Origin of the sequence: Pseudomonas sp. P20, assembly GCF_016463925.1 — a bacterium.
GTDB classification, from domain to species: domain Bacteria; phylum Pseudomonadota; class Gammaproteobacteria; order Pseudomonadales; family Pseudomonadaceae; genus Pseudomonas; species Pseudomonas aeruginosa.
Map to the genome: position 1 here is coordinate 289553 of NZ_JAEMVM010000010.1, position 15263 is coordinate 304815.

At 67.6% G+C, this 15263-nt stretch carries 14 protein-coding genes; 7 read left to right on the forward strand and 7 right to left on the reverse strand.

The features are described 5' to 3' along the window. Positions 1–164: 164 nt before the first annotated feature. The 4 genes from cbpD to JHD77_RS15825 form a co-directional block, all read right to left on the reverse strand. Positions 165–1334, reverse strand: coding sequence for a chitin-binding protein CbpD (gene cbpD / locus JHD77_RS15810; protein WP_003114231.1), 1170 nt, complete (start codon positions 1332–1334; stop codon positions 165–167). A gap of 279 nt (positions 1335–1613) precedes the next feature. Beyond that, positions 1614–2237 carry an NAD(P)H-dependent oxidoreductase gene (locus tag JHD77_RS15815; protein ID WP_031756447.1) on the reverse strand — a complete coding sequence of 208 codons (624 nt, stop codon included), beginning with the start codon at positions 2235–2237 and terminating at the stop codon, positions 1614–1616. Continuing rightward, the gene (locus JHD77_RS15820; protein ID WP_003085854.1) at positions 2230–3624 is read right to left on the reverse strand and encodes a class II fumarate hydratase; all 1395 of its coding nucleotides are present in this window, start codon (positions 3622–3624) and stop codon (positions 2230–2232) included. The genes JHD77_RS15815 and JHD77_RS15820 overlap by 8 nt, the downstream gene beginning before the upstream one ends. A 128-nt stretch (positions 3625–3752) precedes the next feature. Continuing rightward, positions 3753–4772: a DUF2804 domain-containing protein gene (locus JHD77_RS15825; RefSeq protein WP_031756449.1), complete on the reverse strand. Its 1020-nt coding sequence runs from the start codon at positions 4770–4772 to the stop codon at positions 3753–3755. A 167-nt stretch (positions 4773–4939) separates the two neighbouring features. On the opposite strand from JHD77_RS15825, the gene JHD77_RS15830 reads away from it, so the two are divergent. The 7 genes from JHD77_RS15830 (at position 4940) to JHD77_RS15860 (ending at position 12943) form a co-directional block, all read left to right on the forward strand. Next, entirely contained in the window at positions 4940–5488 is a 549-nt protein-coding gene (locus tag JHD77_RS15830) for a DUF2059 domain-containing protein (protein WP_003120754.1), read from the forward strand. A 13-nt stretch (positions 5489–5501) separates the two neighbouring features. Then, positions 5502–5807, forward strand: a complete 306-nt coding sequence (locus JHD77_RS15835; protein WP_003114234.1) for a BolA family protein — start codon at positions 5502–5504, stop codon at positions 5805–5807. A 164-nt stretch (positions 5808–5971) separates the two neighbouring features. Continuing rightward, the gene (gene trhO, locus JHD77_RS15840) at positions 5972–6910 is read left to right on the forward strand and encodes an oxygen-dependent tRNA uridine(34) hydroxylase TrhO (RefSeq protein ID WP_003085861.1); all 939 of its coding nucleotides are present in this window, start codon (positions 5972–5974) and stop codon (positions 6908–6910) included. Between the two features lie 39 nt (positions 6911–6949). Further along, positions 6950–7552 (forward strand): DsbA family protein, encoded by a 603-nt coding sequence (locus tag JHD77_RS15845; RefSeq protein ID WP_049950152.1) that lies wholly within the window; start codon positions 6950–6952, stop codon positions 7550–7552. Continuing rightward, on the forward strand, positions 7545–9335 hold the full coding sequence (locus tag JHD77_RS15850) for an ABC transporter ATP-binding protein (RefSeq protein ID WP_003085865.1): 1791 nt from the start codon (positions 7545–7547) through the stop codon (positions 9333–9335). The genes JHD77_RS15845 and JHD77_RS15850 overlap by 8 nt, the downstream gene beginning before the upstream one ends. A gap of 294 nt (positions 9336–9629) precedes the next feature. Beyond that, positions 9630–12086, forward strand: coding sequence for an EAL domain-containing protein (locus JHD77_RS15855; protein WP_003106578.1), 2457 nt, complete (start codon positions 9630–9632; stop codon positions 12084–12086). A 74-nt stretch (positions 12087–12160) separates the two neighbouring features. Beyond that, positions 12161–12943, forward strand: coding sequence for a TenA family transcriptional regulator (locus JHD77_RS15860; RefSeq protein ID WP_003106577.1), 783 nt, complete (start codon positions 12161–12163; stop codon positions 12941–12943). A gap of 51 nt (positions 12944–12994) precedes the next feature. Here JHD77_RS15860 and JHD77_RS15865 read toward each other — a convergent pair whose 3' ends face one another. From JHD77_RS15865 to JHD77_RS15875, 3 genes are all read right to left on the reverse strand, one after another. After that, positions 12995–13954: a quinone oxidoreductase family protein gene (locus JHD77_RS15865; protein WP_003106575.1), complete on the reverse strand. Its 960-nt coding sequence runs from the start codon at positions 13952–13954 to the stop codon at positions 12995–12997. A 25-nt stretch (positions 13955–13979) separates the two neighbouring features. After that, positions 13980–14153 carry a DUF1427 family protein gene (locus JHD77_RS15870; protein ID WP_003109411.1) on the reverse strand — a complete coding sequence of 58 codons (174 nt, stop codon included), beginning with the start codon at positions 14151–14153 and terminating at the stop codon, positions 13980–13982. Positions 14154–14236: 83 nt separating this feature from the next. Beyond that, the gene (locus tag JHD77_RS15875; protein WP_031756453.1) at positions 14237–15025 is read right to left on the reverse strand and encodes an AraC family transcriptional regulator; all 789 of its coding nucleotides are present in this window, start codon (positions 15023–15025) and stop codon (positions 14237–14239) included. Positions 15026–15263: the final 238 nt, after the last annotated feature.

Below are 15263 nucleotides of genomic sequence, written 5' to 3' on the forward strand. Positions count from 1 at the left end.
CGTGCTGGTGGTCGGACCAGCCTAGGGAGCGCACGGCAGATTGAACAGGCACACGTAGCCAGGGTTTCGCCGGGGGACTGTACCGTTGCGCGGATTCGCCGTCTCGCGGCGGGTGCCTGGCGGCGAAAACGACTGCCGCCCGGAGCGGGCGGCAGTCGAGGGCGTTACAGCAGGGTCCAGGCGTCCTGCCAGGCCATGCCCTTGCCCGGGGCGTAGTAGAGGTCCCAGCCCTTGCACCAGCCGGAGTTCGGGTAGGGCTTGCACTGGTAGCGCTTGCCATCGGCACCGCGCACTACGGTCCCGGCGTCGTATTGCTGCAGGCCTTGCGGATAGTCGAAGTCGACCTTGCCGTCGCCGCCCGGTTGCTCGCCGCCGCCCTCGACCGGCAGTTCGATGTCGACCTGGAAGCGGTAGCCGGCCTGGCGCACGTAGACCTGGTTGTCCTGCGAGCTGGCCACCGGGCTGACCGCCCCGTAGGCATCCAGCACGCCGATGTTGACCAGGGTGGAGTCCTGGTTGACCTTCTGCGCCAGCGCCAGCGGCCATTGCTTGGCACCGTTGGCGCCCTGGGCCAGGGTCAGGCTGTGACGCTGGGCGTCGCGGCCCTGGGCATCGAACAGACGCAGGGTGACGGTAGCACCGGCTGGCAGGTCCTGCTGCGCGCGCAGGTTGCCCAGCGCTTGCCAGGGGTTGGCGACGGCGCCGCTGAAGCTCACGTCGATGCAGGCGTAGAAGGCTTCCGGGCTGTCCGAGCGCTGCCAGACGTTATAGATCACATGCTTGCCGGTCTTGCCCTGGGGCAGCGGGCAGTTCATCCGGTAGGTGCCGTTCTCCAGCTTGACGCTGGTGATCGAGCAGAACGGCGCGGGTTCCAGGTCGCTCCAGGCCAGCGGCTTCTCGGGGTTGTAGCCGTCCTTGGTGATGTAGAAGTCGAAGTAGCGGGTCGCGTGCGGCGCGCTGGCCTTGTAGACGAACTGGAAGTTGCCGCTGGCGTCCGGCGCGATGGCAGTGCTGGGCCAGTCGCTGCGAGCCAGGTTCAGGCCCTTGAACAGTGCCTTGCCGGCGCCGCAGAGCTGGCCGTCGGGGACCACCGCCTGGTGGTTGCCGTTGGCGTTGCCCTGGTTGACGCCATTCCAGTCGTACAGCGCCTGGGTGCCGCCGGCGGCGACGGCGGCCTTGCAGGCGGCCGACTTGGGATTCTCCGGACCTTCGAGGAAGCAGCCGTAGACCCGACTGGGCGGCGTTTCCATCGAGCCGTGGGCATGGGCTGCCTGGGGCAGGAACAGGGCGAGGGTGAGTGGCAGGAGTGCCAGGGTGGCTGAGTAGTGTTTCATGACAAGTCCTTTTTTCCAGAACCGGATTCATTTCGAAGCGGGCTGATCCTAGCCCTCGGTGCCGGTTTGAGGTCCCTACCAAATGTGACGGGCCGGTCAGATTCGCTACCCATTCCTGATGGATGTCGCGGAATGCAAAGCGGTCGGCACCCGCACTGTGAGCCGGTAGAGGCAGGCAAAGGGCCGCCATGGGGGCGGGGAAGGGAAGCCGGCGGGAAGGTGGCGGACCTGTCAGAACGATCAGTGTCCGCGCCCGGCCGCAGCCGGGCGGGAAGGGAACTAGACCTGGCTGCCGAGCTGTTCGGCGCGACGCAGCCAGCCCTGGCGCTGTTCCTCGCTGGAACTGCGCATCGGCGCGAACTCTTCCAGGCGGCGGGTGGCGATGCCACAGGCGCCGAGCACGCTGCGCAGCATCTGCCGGTGCGCCGGCGGGCCCTTGAGGAAGCGCAGCCGCGACAGCGGCTGGTCGTGGCAGACCAGCAGGTCGGCGCTGCGCCCGCCCAGCAGTTGCTCCCAGTCCTTGTCCTGGGTGCCGCGGTAGCGGAAGGCGAAGCCCGGCTGCAGGGCGCGGTCGAAGAAGCCCTGCAGCAGCGCCGGCAGGCCGCCCCACCAGACCGGGTAGACGAACACCAGGTGCTCGGCCCAGTGGATCTGCCGCTGCGCTTCCAGCAGGTCGGGTTCGAGCACCTGGCTCTGTTCGTAGCCTTCGTGGAGGATCGGGTCGAAGGCCAGCTCGCCCAGCTTCAGTTCGCGCACCACGTGATCCTTGCTGCGCGCGCCCTGGGCGTAGCATTCGGCGAGCAGGTGGCAGAAGCTCTTGCGCTTGGGCGAGCCGACGATCAGCAGGATGCGCTTGCCGTCGCCTTCCAGCGGGGTGGCGCCGGTCTTGGCGGTTTCAACCATGGTGGCCGGCCTCCAGCATCTGCTCCGGCCGTACCCATTCGTCGAACTGCGCTTCGTCCAGGTAGCCCAGCTGCAGCGCCGCGGCGCGCAGGGTGGTGCCTTCGGCGTAGGCCTTCTTGGCGATTTCGGCGGCCTTGTCGTAGCCGATGTGCGGGTTCAGTGCGGTGACCAGCATCAGGCCGCGCTCCAGCAGGTCGGCCATGCGCTGGGCGTCCGGCTCCAGGCCGGCGACGCAATGCTTGTTGAAGTTGCGGCAGCCGTCGGCGAGCAGGCGGATGGACTCCAGCAGGTTGTAGACGATCACCGGCTTGAACACGTTGAGTTGCAGATGGCCCTGGCTGGCGGCGAAGGAAATCGTGCTGTCGTTGCCCATGACCTGGCAGGCCAGCATCGACAGCGCCTCGCACTGGGTCGGGTTGACCTTGCCGGGCATGATCGAGCTGCCCGGCTCGTTGGCCGGCAGCTTCACCTCGGCGAAGCCGGCGCGTGGGCCGGAACCGAGCAGGCGCAGGTCGTTGGCGATCTTCATCAGGGCCACCGCCAGGCTCTTCAGGGCGCCGGAGAGGATGACCAGCGGCTCGTGGCCGGCCAGGGCGGCGAACTTGTTCGGCGCGGCGACGAAGGGCAGGCCCGATTCGGCGGCGATTTCCGCGGCGATGGCGTCGGCGAAGCCCTTCGGCGCGTTGAGCCCGGTGCCCACCGCGGTGCCGCCCTGGGCCAACTGGTAGACCGCCGGCAGCGCCGCGCGGATGGCGCGCTCGGCGTAGTCGAGCTGGGCGACGAAGGCCGAGAGTTCCTGGCCGAAGGTGATCGGCGTGGCGTCCATCAGGTGGGTGCGCCCGGTCTTGACCAGGCTGGCGTGCCGCGCCGACTGTTCGGCGAGACCGCCGGAAAGCTCGGCGATGGCCGGCAGCAATTGTTCGTGCACGGCCTTGGCGGCGGCGATGTGCATGGCGGTGGGGAAGCTGTCGTTGGAACTCTGCGCGCGGTTGACGTGGTCGTTGGGATGCACCGGCGACTTGCCGCCACGCGGATTGCCGGCCAGTTCGTTGGCGCGGCCAGCGATCACCTCGTTGACGTTCATGTTGGTCTGGGTGCCGCTGCCGGTCTGCCAGACCACCAGCGGGAAGTGTTCGTCGTGGCGGCCTGCGAGGACTTCGTCGGCGGCCTGTTCGATCAGCCGGGCGACTTCCGGCGGCAGTTCGCCGAGGTGGTCGTTGACCCGCGCGGCGGCTTTCTTGATCAGCGCCAGGGCGTGGATCACGGCGAGCGGCATGCGCTGGCCGCCGATGGCGAAGTTCTCCAGCGAACGCTGGGTCTGGGCGCCCCAGTAGGCGTCGTCGGGCACCTCGATGGTGCCCAGGCTATCGGTTTCGGTCCGGCTCATGAGTGTTCTCCAGGGTGCGTATCCGGCAGTTTAGGCCTTCGCTCCCGCCTTGGGTTCCGCTGCCGTCGCTTCCTCGTGGGCATTTTTCGCCGCGCTGCGGGTCGGAAATAGATTGCCCGCCGCCGGCCTCACCAGCGCGCGCGGGTCGAACCGATCCAGCCGAGGGCGCCGTCCACCGGCACGCAGTCGCCGTCGTCGTGGCGCAGGGTGCCGTTGAAACGGCCGAACCACTGGCGGGTATTGGCATAGAACAGGCCGACGCTGGGCCGCGCCTGGTGCAGCTGTTCGGGACGGAAGAGCAGCTCGACGCGACCGCAGGCGCTGTCCAGGCGCCATTCGGCCAGCGGGTCGCGAGGCTCGCGGATGTGCACGTCGTCGAGCACGCGGCTGAGCTTGCCGCCGAACCACAGGGCGTTCTCGCGCAGGTCGCTGGCTTCGGTCCAGCCGGTGCCGAAGTTGCCGGCGATGCCGCCGGGGGCGGCGAAGGCGGCGCGGGTCCAGTAGGTATGCAGCGGCCAGACGCCGCGGCCGAAGTCCAGCGCGGCGAAGCTCTGGCCCGCCTGGCAGTCGTAGCGTCGGCGGCCGAGCTGCAGGCAGCCGCTGATCGGCAGGCCGAGCTGGCGGCTGCAGGCATGGAAGGTGTGTTTGCCCATCGGCACCACCAGGTTCACCGACTCCAGGTGCGACGGTCGTCGCACTTCCAGCGCCAGCTCCAGCGGCAGGCCGCCGAGGTCCGGGGCCTGGCCGGTGACGCGCAGGCGCCCGGGCTGTTCGTCGAAGCGCAATTGCAGGCGGGGATGCTCGAAGGCATGGCTGGCCTGCGGCTCGTCGGGCAACTGGCAGCCGAGGCCGAAGAAGCGGATCTGCGTGTGCGCTACCGCCTGGCCGCTGTCCAGGTCGAGGAAATAGGCGGCGCCGTAGGTCAGGTAGTCGAGGTCGGCGATGGTCAGCGAGAGCATCCAGCCGGGGCTGACGATGCACCAGTGGTTCCAGCGCTTGCGCCGGCCGAAGTGGCCGGGGATGTGGCAGAGCACCCGCGGCCGGGCGGACCAGCCGACCGCCCGGGGATCGAGCCGGCCGTGGCCGTCGCAGAGGTTGCGCAGGGGCGGGGGCGATACGGCGAGGGTATCGGCGGCGGTTCCGTTCATCTAACACATCCATGTGACAGGCTGACGCAAGCATGCCGGCTGCGGAAGGAAGGCGGCAAGTACCCACTACAGAACTGATAGTAGACGGCATGGAGCGGGCGGGCGCCGGATAGGATTCTCCCGATATTCGGCGCCGCGCTTGAGCGGATTTCGAACTTAGGCGCAGAATGTCGGGTCCCACGGACACATCTACCCAACCTCAAGGATTTTCCATGACCCGTCTTCGCCTCATCGGCAGCGCCGTGCTGCTCAGCCTCAGCTCCATGGCCATGGCCGATTCCGCCAGCCAGGCCGAGCAATTCCTCAAGCTGGTCCATGCCGACAAGCTGACGGTCCCGGTCTATGCCCAGGTGCAGCAGATGCTGGCCCAGCGCTTCGCCCAGGCCAAGGCGCCGGAGAGCAAGAAGGCGGTTCTCGAGCGTTACCAGGCCAAGGCCAATGCCGAACTGGACCGCGCCATCGGCTGGGACAAGATCAAGCCCGAGCTGATCAAGCTTTACACCACCAACTTCACCGAGTCCGAGCTGAAGGACCTGAATGCCTTCTACCAGTCGCCGCTGGGCAAGAAGGTGCTGGAGAAGATGCCGCGCCTGACTGCCGAATCCGCCCAACTGACCCAGGCCAAGCTGCAAGGCGCCGTCGAGCCGGTGAACAAGCTGATGGCCGACATGGACAAGGAACTCGGCGTCGCCGCGCCGGCCCAGAAGAAAAAGTGAGTCGTGATTCGCGATGAGCATGCGTGACCGTATCCAGACCGCCCTGCAGCCCCTCGATCCGCAACACGTCGAGGTGCTCGACGAGAGCCACATGCACAGCCGCGGGCTGGAGACCCACTTCAAGGTGGTGCTGGTCAGCCCGCAGTTCGCCGGGTTGAACGCGGTGAAGCGGCACCAGAAGGTATATGCCACCCTCGGTGGGTTGATGGGCGAGTTCCACGCCCTGGCGCTGCATACCTTCACCCCTGAGGAGTGGAGCCAGGCTGCGGTGCCGGCCTCGCCGACCTGCCGCGGCGGGAGCAAGCACGACATACCCTGAGACGGCGTCCGTCGCGGCGGGGTGCAGAGCCTGCCCCTGCTGCGCTAGACTACGCACCCAGCGCCGGCCTTCCGCCGGCGTTGTCGTTTCCATGGCGCCAGCGGCTGGCGCTTTTCGTTCCGGTCCGCCCTTTACGCGGGCGACCACCTGGAGGCTATATCCCCATGACATCCATCGTCGTGGCGGCGCTGTACAAGTTCGTGACTCTCGACGATTACGTGGCGCTGCGTGAACCCCTGCTGCAAACCCTGCTCGACAACGGTGTGAAAGGCACCTTGCTGCTGGCCGAGGAAGGCATCAACGGCACCGTCTCCGGTAGCCGCGAAGGCATCGATGCGCTGTTCGCCTGGCTGCGCAGCGATCCCCGGCTGGCCGATATCGAGCACAAGGAATCCTACTGCGACGAACAGCCGTTCTACCGCACCAAGGTCAAGCTGAAGAAGGAAATCGTCACCCTCGGCGTGCCTGGCGTCGATCCGAACAAGCAGGTCGGCCAGTATGTCGAGGCGAAGGACTGGAATGCCCTGATCAGCGATCCGGAAGTCCTGCTGATCGATACCCGCAACGACTACGAGGTGGCGATCGGCACCTTCGAGGGCGCGGTCGATCCGAAGACCAGGTCGTTCCGCGAGTTCCCCGAGTACATCAAGGCCCACTACGACCCGGCGCGGCACAAGAAGGTGGCGATGTTCTGCACCGGCGGCATCCGCTGCGAGAAGGCTTCCAGCTACATGCTCGGCGCCGGTTTCGAGGAGGTCTTCCACCTCAAGGGCGGCATCCTCAAGTACCTCGAAGAGGTGCCGCAGGAACAGAGCCTGTGGCGCGGCGACTGCTTCGTATTCGACAACCGCGTGACCGTGCGCCACGATCTTAGCGAGGGCGAGTACGATCAGTGCCACGCCTGCCGCAACCCGGTTTCGCTGGAGGACCGCCAGTCCGAGCACTACGTGCCCGGCATCAGCTGTCCGCACTGCTGGGACTCGCTGAGCGAGAAGACCCGCGCCGGCGCCCGCGAGCGGCAGAAACAGATCGAACTGGCGCGGCAGCGCAACCAGCCGCACCCGCTCGGTCGCGATCCGCGCCAGTCCACGCTGGAGAACTGAACCTTGGCCAAGGCCCGCCTGCTGTACGTGATGGACCCCATGTGCTCCTGGTGCTGGGGCTTCGCCCCGGTCGCCGAGGCGCTGTCCCGGCAGGCGGCCGCCGACGGCGTCGCTTTCCACCTGGTAGCCGGTGGCCTGCGCGCCGGCCACGGCGCGGCGCTCGACCCGAATACCCGCGGCTACATCCTCGGCCACTGGCAGACCGTGCAGCAGACCACCGGCCAGCCGTTCCGCTTCGACGACGCGTTGCCCGATGGCTTCGTCTATGACACCGAGCCGGCCTGCCGGGCCCTGGTGGCGGCGCGCAGCCTCGACGAGGAAAGCACCTGGCCGCTGGTGAGGGCGATCCAGCGGGCGTTCTACGCCGAGGGTCGCGATGTCACCCAGGCGGCGGTGCTCGCCGGCCTGGCGGAAGCGGTGGGGCTTCCGCGCATCGAGTTCGCCGCGGCCTTCGACAGCGGCGAGGCGCGTGACGCCACCGCCGCCGATTTCGCCTGGGTCCAGGACCTCGGCATCGCCGGGTTCCCGACCCTGCTGGCCGAACGCAACGGCCAACTGGCGTTGCTCACCAACGGCTACCAGCCGCTTGCCGAACTTTCACCCTTGCTCGGCCGCTGGCTGGAACGGGGCCGGCATGAGTGAGCGCGGAGACCGCCTGAGCTGGGCGGAGATTCGTCGACTCGCACTGCGCCACAAGAAAGCCCTGTTGTTCGCCAACCTGGTGGCGGTGCTGGCCACCCTCTGCACCGTGCCGATTCCCTTGCTGCTGCCGCTGCTGGTGGACGAAGTGCTGCTCGGCAAGGGTGACGGCGCGCTGCGTTTCATGGACCGCCTGTTGCCCGCCGACTGGCAGGTGGCGTTCGGCTACATCGGCCTGATGCTGGCGGCGACCCTTCTGTTGCGGGGGGCGGCGCTGGTGTTCAACGTGCTCCAGGCGAAGCTGTTCGCGCGGCTGTCCAAGGACATCGTCTACCGCATCCGCCTGCGTCTGATCGAGCGCCTCCGGCATATCGCCCTGGGCGAATACGAAACCCTCGGCGGCGGGTCGATCAGCGCCCACCTGGTCACCGACCTGGATACCCTGGACAAGTTCGTCGGGGAAACCCTCAGCCGCTTCCTGGTCGCCTTGCTGACGCTGCTCGGCACCGCCGCGATCCTGGTCTGGATGCACTGGCAGCTGGCCTTGCTGATCCTGCTGTTCAACCCGCTGGTGATCTGGTCCACGGTGCAGCTGGGCAAGCGCGTCAAGCATCTCAAGAAGCTCGAGAACGACAGCACCGCGCGCTTCACCCAGGCGCTCACCGAGACCCTCGAGGCGATCCAGGAAGTCCGCGCCGGCAATCGCCAGGGCTATTTCCTCGGCCGCCTCGGCCACCGCGCCCAGGAGGTCCGCGACTACGCCGTGGCCTCGCAATGGAAGAGCGACGCCGCCGGGCGCGCCAGCGGCCTGCTGTTCCAGTTCGGCATCGACGTGTTCCGCGCCGCGGCGATGCTCACCGTGCTGCTCTCGGACCTGTCGATCGGCCAGATGCTCGCGGTGTTCAGCTACCTCTGGTTCATGATCGGTCCGGTCGAACAGCTGCTCGGCCTGCAATACGCCTACTACGCCGCTGGCGGCGCGTTGCAGCGGATCAACGAGTTGCTGGCGCGGGCCGACGAGCCGCGCTACCCGCCGCTGCGCGATCCGTTCGCCGGCCGCACGACCGTTGGCATCGAGGTGCGCGGGCTGGATTTCGCCTACGGCGAGGACAAGGTCCTGGAGCAGTTGGACCTGAACATCGGCGCCGGCGAGAAGGTTGCCCTGGTCGGCGCCAGCGGCGGCGGCAAGAGCACGCTGGTGCAACTGCTGCTCGGCCTCTACAGTGCGCAGCGCGGCAGCATCCGCTACGGCGGGGTGCCCCTGGAGGAAATCGGCCTGGACTGCGTGCGCGAACATGTCGCGGTGGTCCTCCAGCATCCGGCGCTGTTCAACGACAGCGTGCGGGCCAACCTGACCATGGGCCGCGAACGCAGTGACCAGGCCTGCTGGCGGGCTTTGGAGATCGCCCAGTTGGCCGACGGCGTGCGGCGCCTGCCGCAGGGGCTGGACACCGTGGTCGGGCGTTCCGGGGTGCGCCTGTCGGGCGGTCAGCGGCAGCGCCTGGCGATCGCCCGGATGATCCTCGCCGAGCCCAAGGTGGTGATCCTCGACGAGGCCACCTCGGCCCTCGACGCCGCTACCGAGTATGCCCTGCACCAGGCGCTCGGGGACTTCCTCGAAGGCCGCACCACATTGATCGTGGCCCATCGGCTGTCGGCGGTGAAGCAGGCCGACCGGGTCCTGGTCTTCGATGGCGGGCATATCGCCGAAGACGGCGATCACCAGCAACTGATCGCCGAAGGCGGCCTCTACGCCCGGCTCTACGGACATCTGCAACAGATGTGAGGCGCCAGGCTGTCGCCTGGCGGTTTTTCTCGTATATTCCATATAAGACATCCGGTTTTTATTGGCTGCGGCAATAAAAAACGCTGTCTGTTCCGCCAGGTGCAGGGCAGGTTCGGCAAACAGCCACTAGACTCCTACTGTTTGCCAGGTGTCCGCCTCCTCCAGCGTCGTGGCTGCCGGCAGGCAAGGCCTCGGGAGTTCTGCGACGGGATCTTGAGCGGCCGACAGGTGATGCAGTCAGGGGCGACGGAGACGGCGCCCGATCGCTTAGCGCCAGTTTGAATGGTAGATGGAATGAGGCAGAACCGGACTCTCGACAAGCCCCGCCTGCTCGGCCTGGTATGGCCCTTCATCGTCGTGGTGCTGCTGCAGGCCATGCTGGCGGGCGGCAGTCTCTACGTCCTCTCCGCGGTGCGCAGCTATGTCGGCGGCGAAAGCCTCTGGTCGAAGGGCCAGAAGGATGCCATCTACTACCTCACCCTCTATGCCGACTCACGCGCCGACGAAGACTTCCGCCGCTACGAGGAGGCCATCGCGATCCCCCTCGGCGACCGCGAGATGCGCCTTGCCCTGGACCAGCCCGACCCGGACATCGAGGCGGCCCGCCAGGGCATCCTCAAGGGCGGCAACCATGCCGACGACGTTACCGCGATCATCTGGCTGTACCGCAACTTCCACGACTTCAGTTACTTCGAGCGCGCCATCGAGCTGTGGCTGGTGGGCGACAAGTACGTCATGGAACTGATCGACGTCGCCGGCAAGATGCGCGCGGGCATCGGTGCCGGGCAGGCCAGCGCCGAGCAGGTGCAACAGTGGAAGACCGAGATCCACGCGATCAACGAGAAGGTCACGCCGGCGGCCAAGGCCTTCAGCGACGCCCTCGGCGAGGGCTCGCGGGCCTTGCTCAGGCTGCTGCTGGTGGCCAACCTGACCACCGCCAGCGTGCTCATCCTCCTGGCGTTCCTGCGGACCCGGCAGCAACTGATGCAGCGCCAGGAAGTGGAGAACGCCCTCGATGCCGAGCGCGAACGGGCCCAGATCACCCTGGCCTCGATCGGCGACGGAGTGATCACCGCCGACACCCAGGGGGGCATTTCCTACCTCAACCCGGCCGCCGAGCAGATGACCAACTGGACGCTGGACAAGGCCCGCGGCCTGCCCCTGGCGTCGCTGTTCCGGATCGTCGACGAAAGCTCGCGGGAGGAGGGCATGCTGCTGATCGAGCAGATCCTCAGCGGCGAGATCGACGGCGGTCGCGAGCATTCCAAGCTGGTTCTGCGTCACGACGGCAGCAGCGTGCCGGTGACCCTGGTGGGCGCGCCGATCCACCGTGGCGGCGAGATCACCGGGGTGGTCCTGGTGCTTCACGACATGACCCGCGAGCGCCAGTACATGGCGCGCCTGTCCTGGCAGGCGACCCACGATGCGTTGACCGGGCTGACCAACCGCCGCGAGTTCGAGTATCGCCTGCAGATAGCGCTGGAACGCCTGGAGCGCAACAGCGGGCGGCACGCCCTGATGTTCCTCGACCTGGACCAGTTCAAGCTGGTCAACGACACCTGCGGCCACGCCGCCGGCGACGAACTGCTGCGCCAGGTCTGTACCCTGCTGCAACAAGGCTTGCGCGAGGGCGACACGCTGGCGCGGCTGGGCGGCGACGAGTTCGGCATCCTGCTGGAGAACTGTCCGGCGGAAAAAGCCGTGGAGATCGCCGACCATCTGCGCAAGACCATCCAGGACCTGCACTTCACCTGGAGCGGGCAGCCGTTCAACTGCACCGTCAGCGTTGGCCTGGTGCACCTGCTGCCGGGTATCTCGACCCTCGAGGAGGCGCTGCGCTCCGCCGATATGGCCTGCTACATGGCCAAGGAAAAGGGCCGCAACCGGGTCCAGGTGTTCCATCAGGACGACGTCGAACTGTCGATGCGCTTCGGCGAGATGACCTGGGTCCAGCGCATCCACCTGGCGCTGGAGGAAGACCGCTTCAGTCTCTATGCCCAGCCCATCGTGCCGCTGGGCGAAGGTGCGGAGGAGGGCTTGCACGTCGAACTGCTGCTGCGCCTGCGCGACGAGGGCGGGCGCCTGGTGCCGCCGCTGAGCTTCATACCCGCCGCCGAGCGCTACGGCCTGATGACGCTGATCGATCGCTGGGTGGTGGAGAATGCCTTCCGCACCCTTGTCGAGCGCGCCCAGGACCCTCGCGCCGAGCCGATCGGCACCTGCGCCATCAATCTCTCCGGCGCGACCATCGGCGACGAGTCGTTCCTGCAGTTCCTCACCGAGCTGTTCGCCCGTTACCGCATTCCGCCGCAGACGATCTGCTTCGAGGTCACCGAAACCGTGGCGGTTGCCAACCTGGCCAGCGCCATCCGCTTCATCAACGAGCTCAAGGACACCGGTTGTCGTTTCTCCCTGGACGATTTCTGCGCCGGCATGTCGTCCTTCATCTACCTCAAGCACCTGCCGGTGGATTACCTGAAGATCGATGGCAGCTTCGTCAAGGACATGCTCGAGGATCCCATCGATCGCGCCATGGTCCAGGTGATCAACCATATCGGCCACGTGATGGGCAAACGTACCATCGCCGAGTTCGTCGAGACCGTCGAAGTCATGGAAGCGCTGCGCGAGATCGGCATCGACTATGCCCAGGGCCTGGCCATCGGCGCGCCCCTGCCGTTCAGTCGCCAGCCTCCGGGGGCTGGAGTGGATGCCCAGGGCCTGTGGCCGAGCCTGGGACAGAACCTCCGGTAGGTGACCGCGGGGCGAAGAAAGAGTAGTTTCGCTGCTATGAGGCCGTTGCCGACAAGAAGAGAAGGGAGACGGGTGTGAGCGAGTTCTTTGACCGTACGGGCCCCTTGCAGGAGGCGGGAAGCTATCCGCAGTGGGCGCAGCAACTGATCGTCGACTGCCAGGCGAGCAAGGACCGGGTTTCCGGTCACGAGCTGTACCGGCGCATGCGCGACGCCGAGCTGAGCCCGGCGCTGATGCGCCTGTACCTGATCGGCGGCTGGCCGGTGGTCGAGCAGTTCCCCTTGTACATGTCGCAGAACCTGCTGAAGACCCGTTTCGCCCGCCATCCCGGCGAAGACATGGCGCGCCGCTGGCTGATGCGCAACATTCGGGTCGAACTCAACCACGCCGACTACTGGCTGCACTGGGCCGAGGCCCACGGCGTGAGCCTGGCCGAGATCCAGGCGCAAGACGTGCCGGCCGAACTGCACGCGCTCAGCCACTGGTGCTGGCACACCTGCGCCAGCGACTCACTGGCGGTGGCCATGGCCGCCACCAACTACGCCATCGAAGGCGTCACCGGCGAGTGGTCGGCGCTGGTCTGTTCGAACGGCGTCTACGAAAACGCCTTCCCCAAGGAAGGCCGCAAGCGCGCCATGAAGTGGCTCAAGCTCCACGCCCAGTACGACGATGCCCACCCCTGGGAGGCGCTGGAGATCATCTGCACCCTGGCCGGCACCAATCCCAGCGCCGAGCTGCGCCGGCAATTGCGCGACGCGATCTGCAAGAGCTACGACTACATGTACCTGTTCCTCGAGCGCTGCATGCAGCTGGAGGAGGCGCGCAGCGCCCGCAAGCTCGCGGTCGGCGCGGAGTAGTCTTGCGCGCAGCGGAATCCCGGCGTGTTCCGCCGGGATTCCGCCCGCTCCTCAGGGCACCAGGATGATCTTCTCGCAGGTGCCTTCGTTCACCGCCCGGTACTGCTCAACGCCCTGCTCCAGCGGGACTTCCCGCAGCCCGTCCGGCAGCGGCAGGCGGCCCTGGTCGAACAGCTTGCCGAAGGCGTCGAGGAAGCCTGCGCAGGCTTCCACGCCATAGAGCAGCGAGTTGATCCCCACCACCGAGCCACCGCGACGGTACAGGTTCAACGCCGGCAGGCGCACATGGCCGTCGGCCGGTGCGGCGATGATCGCCAGGCGACCGAAGGCGGCCAGCGCCGGGACCGCCGCCTCGAGCCAGAAACCGGTCGTATCGAAGATCACCTCGGCCCCGCCGGGGAAGATCCCTTCCACCTGTGCCGCCAGTTCGGCCGGCTCGCCCAGCAGCAGCGCGGCGATGCCCTGCGTTTCCAGCGCCTGGCGTTGCTCCTCGCGCCGCACCGCGCCGATCGCTTCGGCCCCCAGGGCCTTGGCCAGCGCCAGCGCGGCCTTGCCGACCGCGCCGTTGGCGCCGATTACCAGGAGCCGGGTGCCGGCCTTGACCTGGCTGCGTTGCAGGGCGTCCCAGGCGGTGCTGTAGGGCACCCCGCAACTGGCGGCCTGGGCGAAGCTCAGGCTTTCCGGCTTGAGCGCGACGCCGGCGGCCGGCAGGGTCAGGAACTGCGCGTGGCTGCCGTCGCGGAAGAATCCTGGCTCCCGCCCGGTGCCCCAGACCGCCTGGCCGAGCAGGGCCTTCGGTCCCTCCACCACCACCCCGGCGAAGTCGCGGCCCGGTACCCGGGGCAGGGTGGTATAGGGGAAGCGGCCGAGGACGTTCTTCACGTCGCTCGGATTCAGCCCGGCGGCGCGGATTTCCACCCGCACCTCATCGGCGGCGGGAAGCGGGTCGGGCATGTCCACCAGCTCGAGGGCGGCGAGGTCGCCGGTACGGTCGAATTGCAGTGCTTTCATCGGGGGCTCCGTGTCGTCGCGGCGATCAGTGCAGCCACTGCTGCAGCAGGTCGCGGCCAAGGGGGAAAAGCTGTTCGCCGAGCTGCATGCCAAGCAGGCCGACCAGGGCGATGGCGGGTGGCGCCGGCGAGCGGAAGTCGAGTACGGCGTAGAGCAGGCCGACCAGCAGGCCGATGCCGAGGGAGATCAGGTAGTTCATGGCGGCTGACAGGGACGGTGAACGATGGTGCCAGTCTAGTTGGCCGAAAAAACATCTATCGGCCAATCGCTATCGAATACCGGTCAAGGCTGGAACGGCTGGTGATGCTCGGCCCTGTACTCGGTGGGAGAGACGCCCAGCTCGCGGCGGAACATGTCGCTGAAGGCGCTCGGCGTATATCCCAGGGCATGGGCGATGCCTGCCACCGGACGGCCATCGATCAGTGCGGCGGCGGCGGTCGCCAGTTGCACCTGCCGCCGCCAGTCGGCGAAGCCCATGCCCAGGCTGCGCTGGAACAGGCGCGAGAGGGTCCGCACGCTGGCCCCGGCGTCTTCGGCCAGGCGCTCCAGGCCGATGTCCAGGGAGGGATTGGCCATCACCGCCTGGCACAGCGCGAGCAGGCGCCTGTCGGAGGCGTCCGGCAGCGGTACGCGGAGGCTGGAACGGCGCGCGCGGCCGAGTTCGAGCACGGCGAGATCGGCCAGCGCCCGATAGTAGTCGGGGTTGCTCTGCCGTTCCTGCTCCACCAGGCTGACGATCAGCTCGCGCAGCAGCGGGCCGACCACCAGCACCAGGGTGCGGTCCTCCAGGCCGCGGGAGAGTTCCGGGCTCAGGTAGATGTTGCGCATCTGCAACTCGGAGGCGACCCGCACCGCATGGCGCAGGCCCGGAGGCAACCAGACCGCCCGTTGCGGCGGGACCGGCAGGGCCTCGTCGGGCGTCTCCAGCCACATCATCCCGGACACCGCATAGAGCACCTGGCCCCAGGCGTGCTCGTGGGCATCGACGCGGTGCCCGGCAGGATAGCTGCGGGCAACGCCGCGCAGGGGCCGGCGGCTGTCGCTCAGGTCGGGTGGGGCGGGTCGTGCCATGGGAATGCCGTCGCGGAGGAAAGACGCAGGTTAACCGCTTGACGCCGATCATGCAGCGCCGGCTTTCAGCGCAGCCGTGACAGCGCTGCTGGCAGCTTTTCGCACCGCACTGTAAAGATAACTTTACGAAGACCGGGCGTTCGCCATGCATGCCGCCGGCGCGTAAGGAATAGTTGCCAGAATCCCTGCGCCAGGCCCTGTGCCGGGCCCTGCCGACGGCTTGTCCGCCGCGCCGCCA

Coding starts and splice junctions, on each gene's coding strand:
- cbpD (WP_003114231.1), bottom strand. CDS start 1,334: ATGAAACACTACTCAGCCACCCTGGCACTCCTGCCACTCACCCTCGCC.
- JHD77_RS15815 (WP_031756447.1), bottom strand. CDS start 2,237: ATGGTTGAAACCGCCAAGACCGGCGCCACCCCGCTGGAAGGCGACGGC.
- JHD77_RS15820 (WP_003085854.1), bottom strand. CDS start 3,624: ATGAGCCGGACCGAAACCGATAGCCTGGGCACCATCGAGGTGCCCGAC.
- JHD77_RS15825 (WP_031756449.1), bottom strand. CDS start 4,772: ATGAACGGAACCGCCGCCGATACCCTCGCCGTATCGCCCCCGCCCCTG.
- JHD77_RS15830 (WP_003120754.1), top strand. CDS start 4,940: ATGTCGGGTCCCACGGACACATCTACCCAACCTCAAGGATTTTCCATG.
- JHD77_RS15835 (WP_003114234.1), top strand. CDS start 5,502: ATGAGCATGCGTGACCGTATCCAGACCGCCCTGCAGCCCCTCGATCCG.
- trhO (WP_003085861.1), top strand. CDS start 5,972: ATGACATCCATCGTCGTGGCGGCGCTGTACAAGTTCGTGACTCTCGAC.
- JHD77_RS15845 (WP_049950152.1), top strand. CDS start 6,950: ATGTGCTCCTGGTGCTGGGGCTTCGCCCCGGTCGCCGAGGCGCTGTCC.
- JHD77_RS15850 (WP_003085865.1), top strand. CDS start 7,545: ATGAGTGAGCGCGGAGACCGCCTGAGCTGGGCGGAGATTCGTCGACTC.
- JHD77_RS15855 (WP_003106578.1), top strand. CDS start 9,630: ATGAGGCAGAACCGGACTCTCGACAAGCCCCGCCTGCTCGGCCTGGTA.
- JHD77_RS15865 (WP_003106575.1), bottom strand. CDS start 13,954: ATGAAAGCACTGCAATTCGACCGTACCGGCGACCTCGCCGCCCTCGAG.
- JHD77_RS15870 (WP_003109411.1), bottom strand. CDS start 14,153: ATGAACTACCTGATCTCCCTCGGCATCGGCCTGCTGGTCGGCCTGCTC.
- JHD77_RS15875 (WP_031756453.1), bottom strand. CDS start 15,025: ATGGCACGACCCGCCCCACCCGACCTGAGCGACAGCCGCCGGCCCCTG.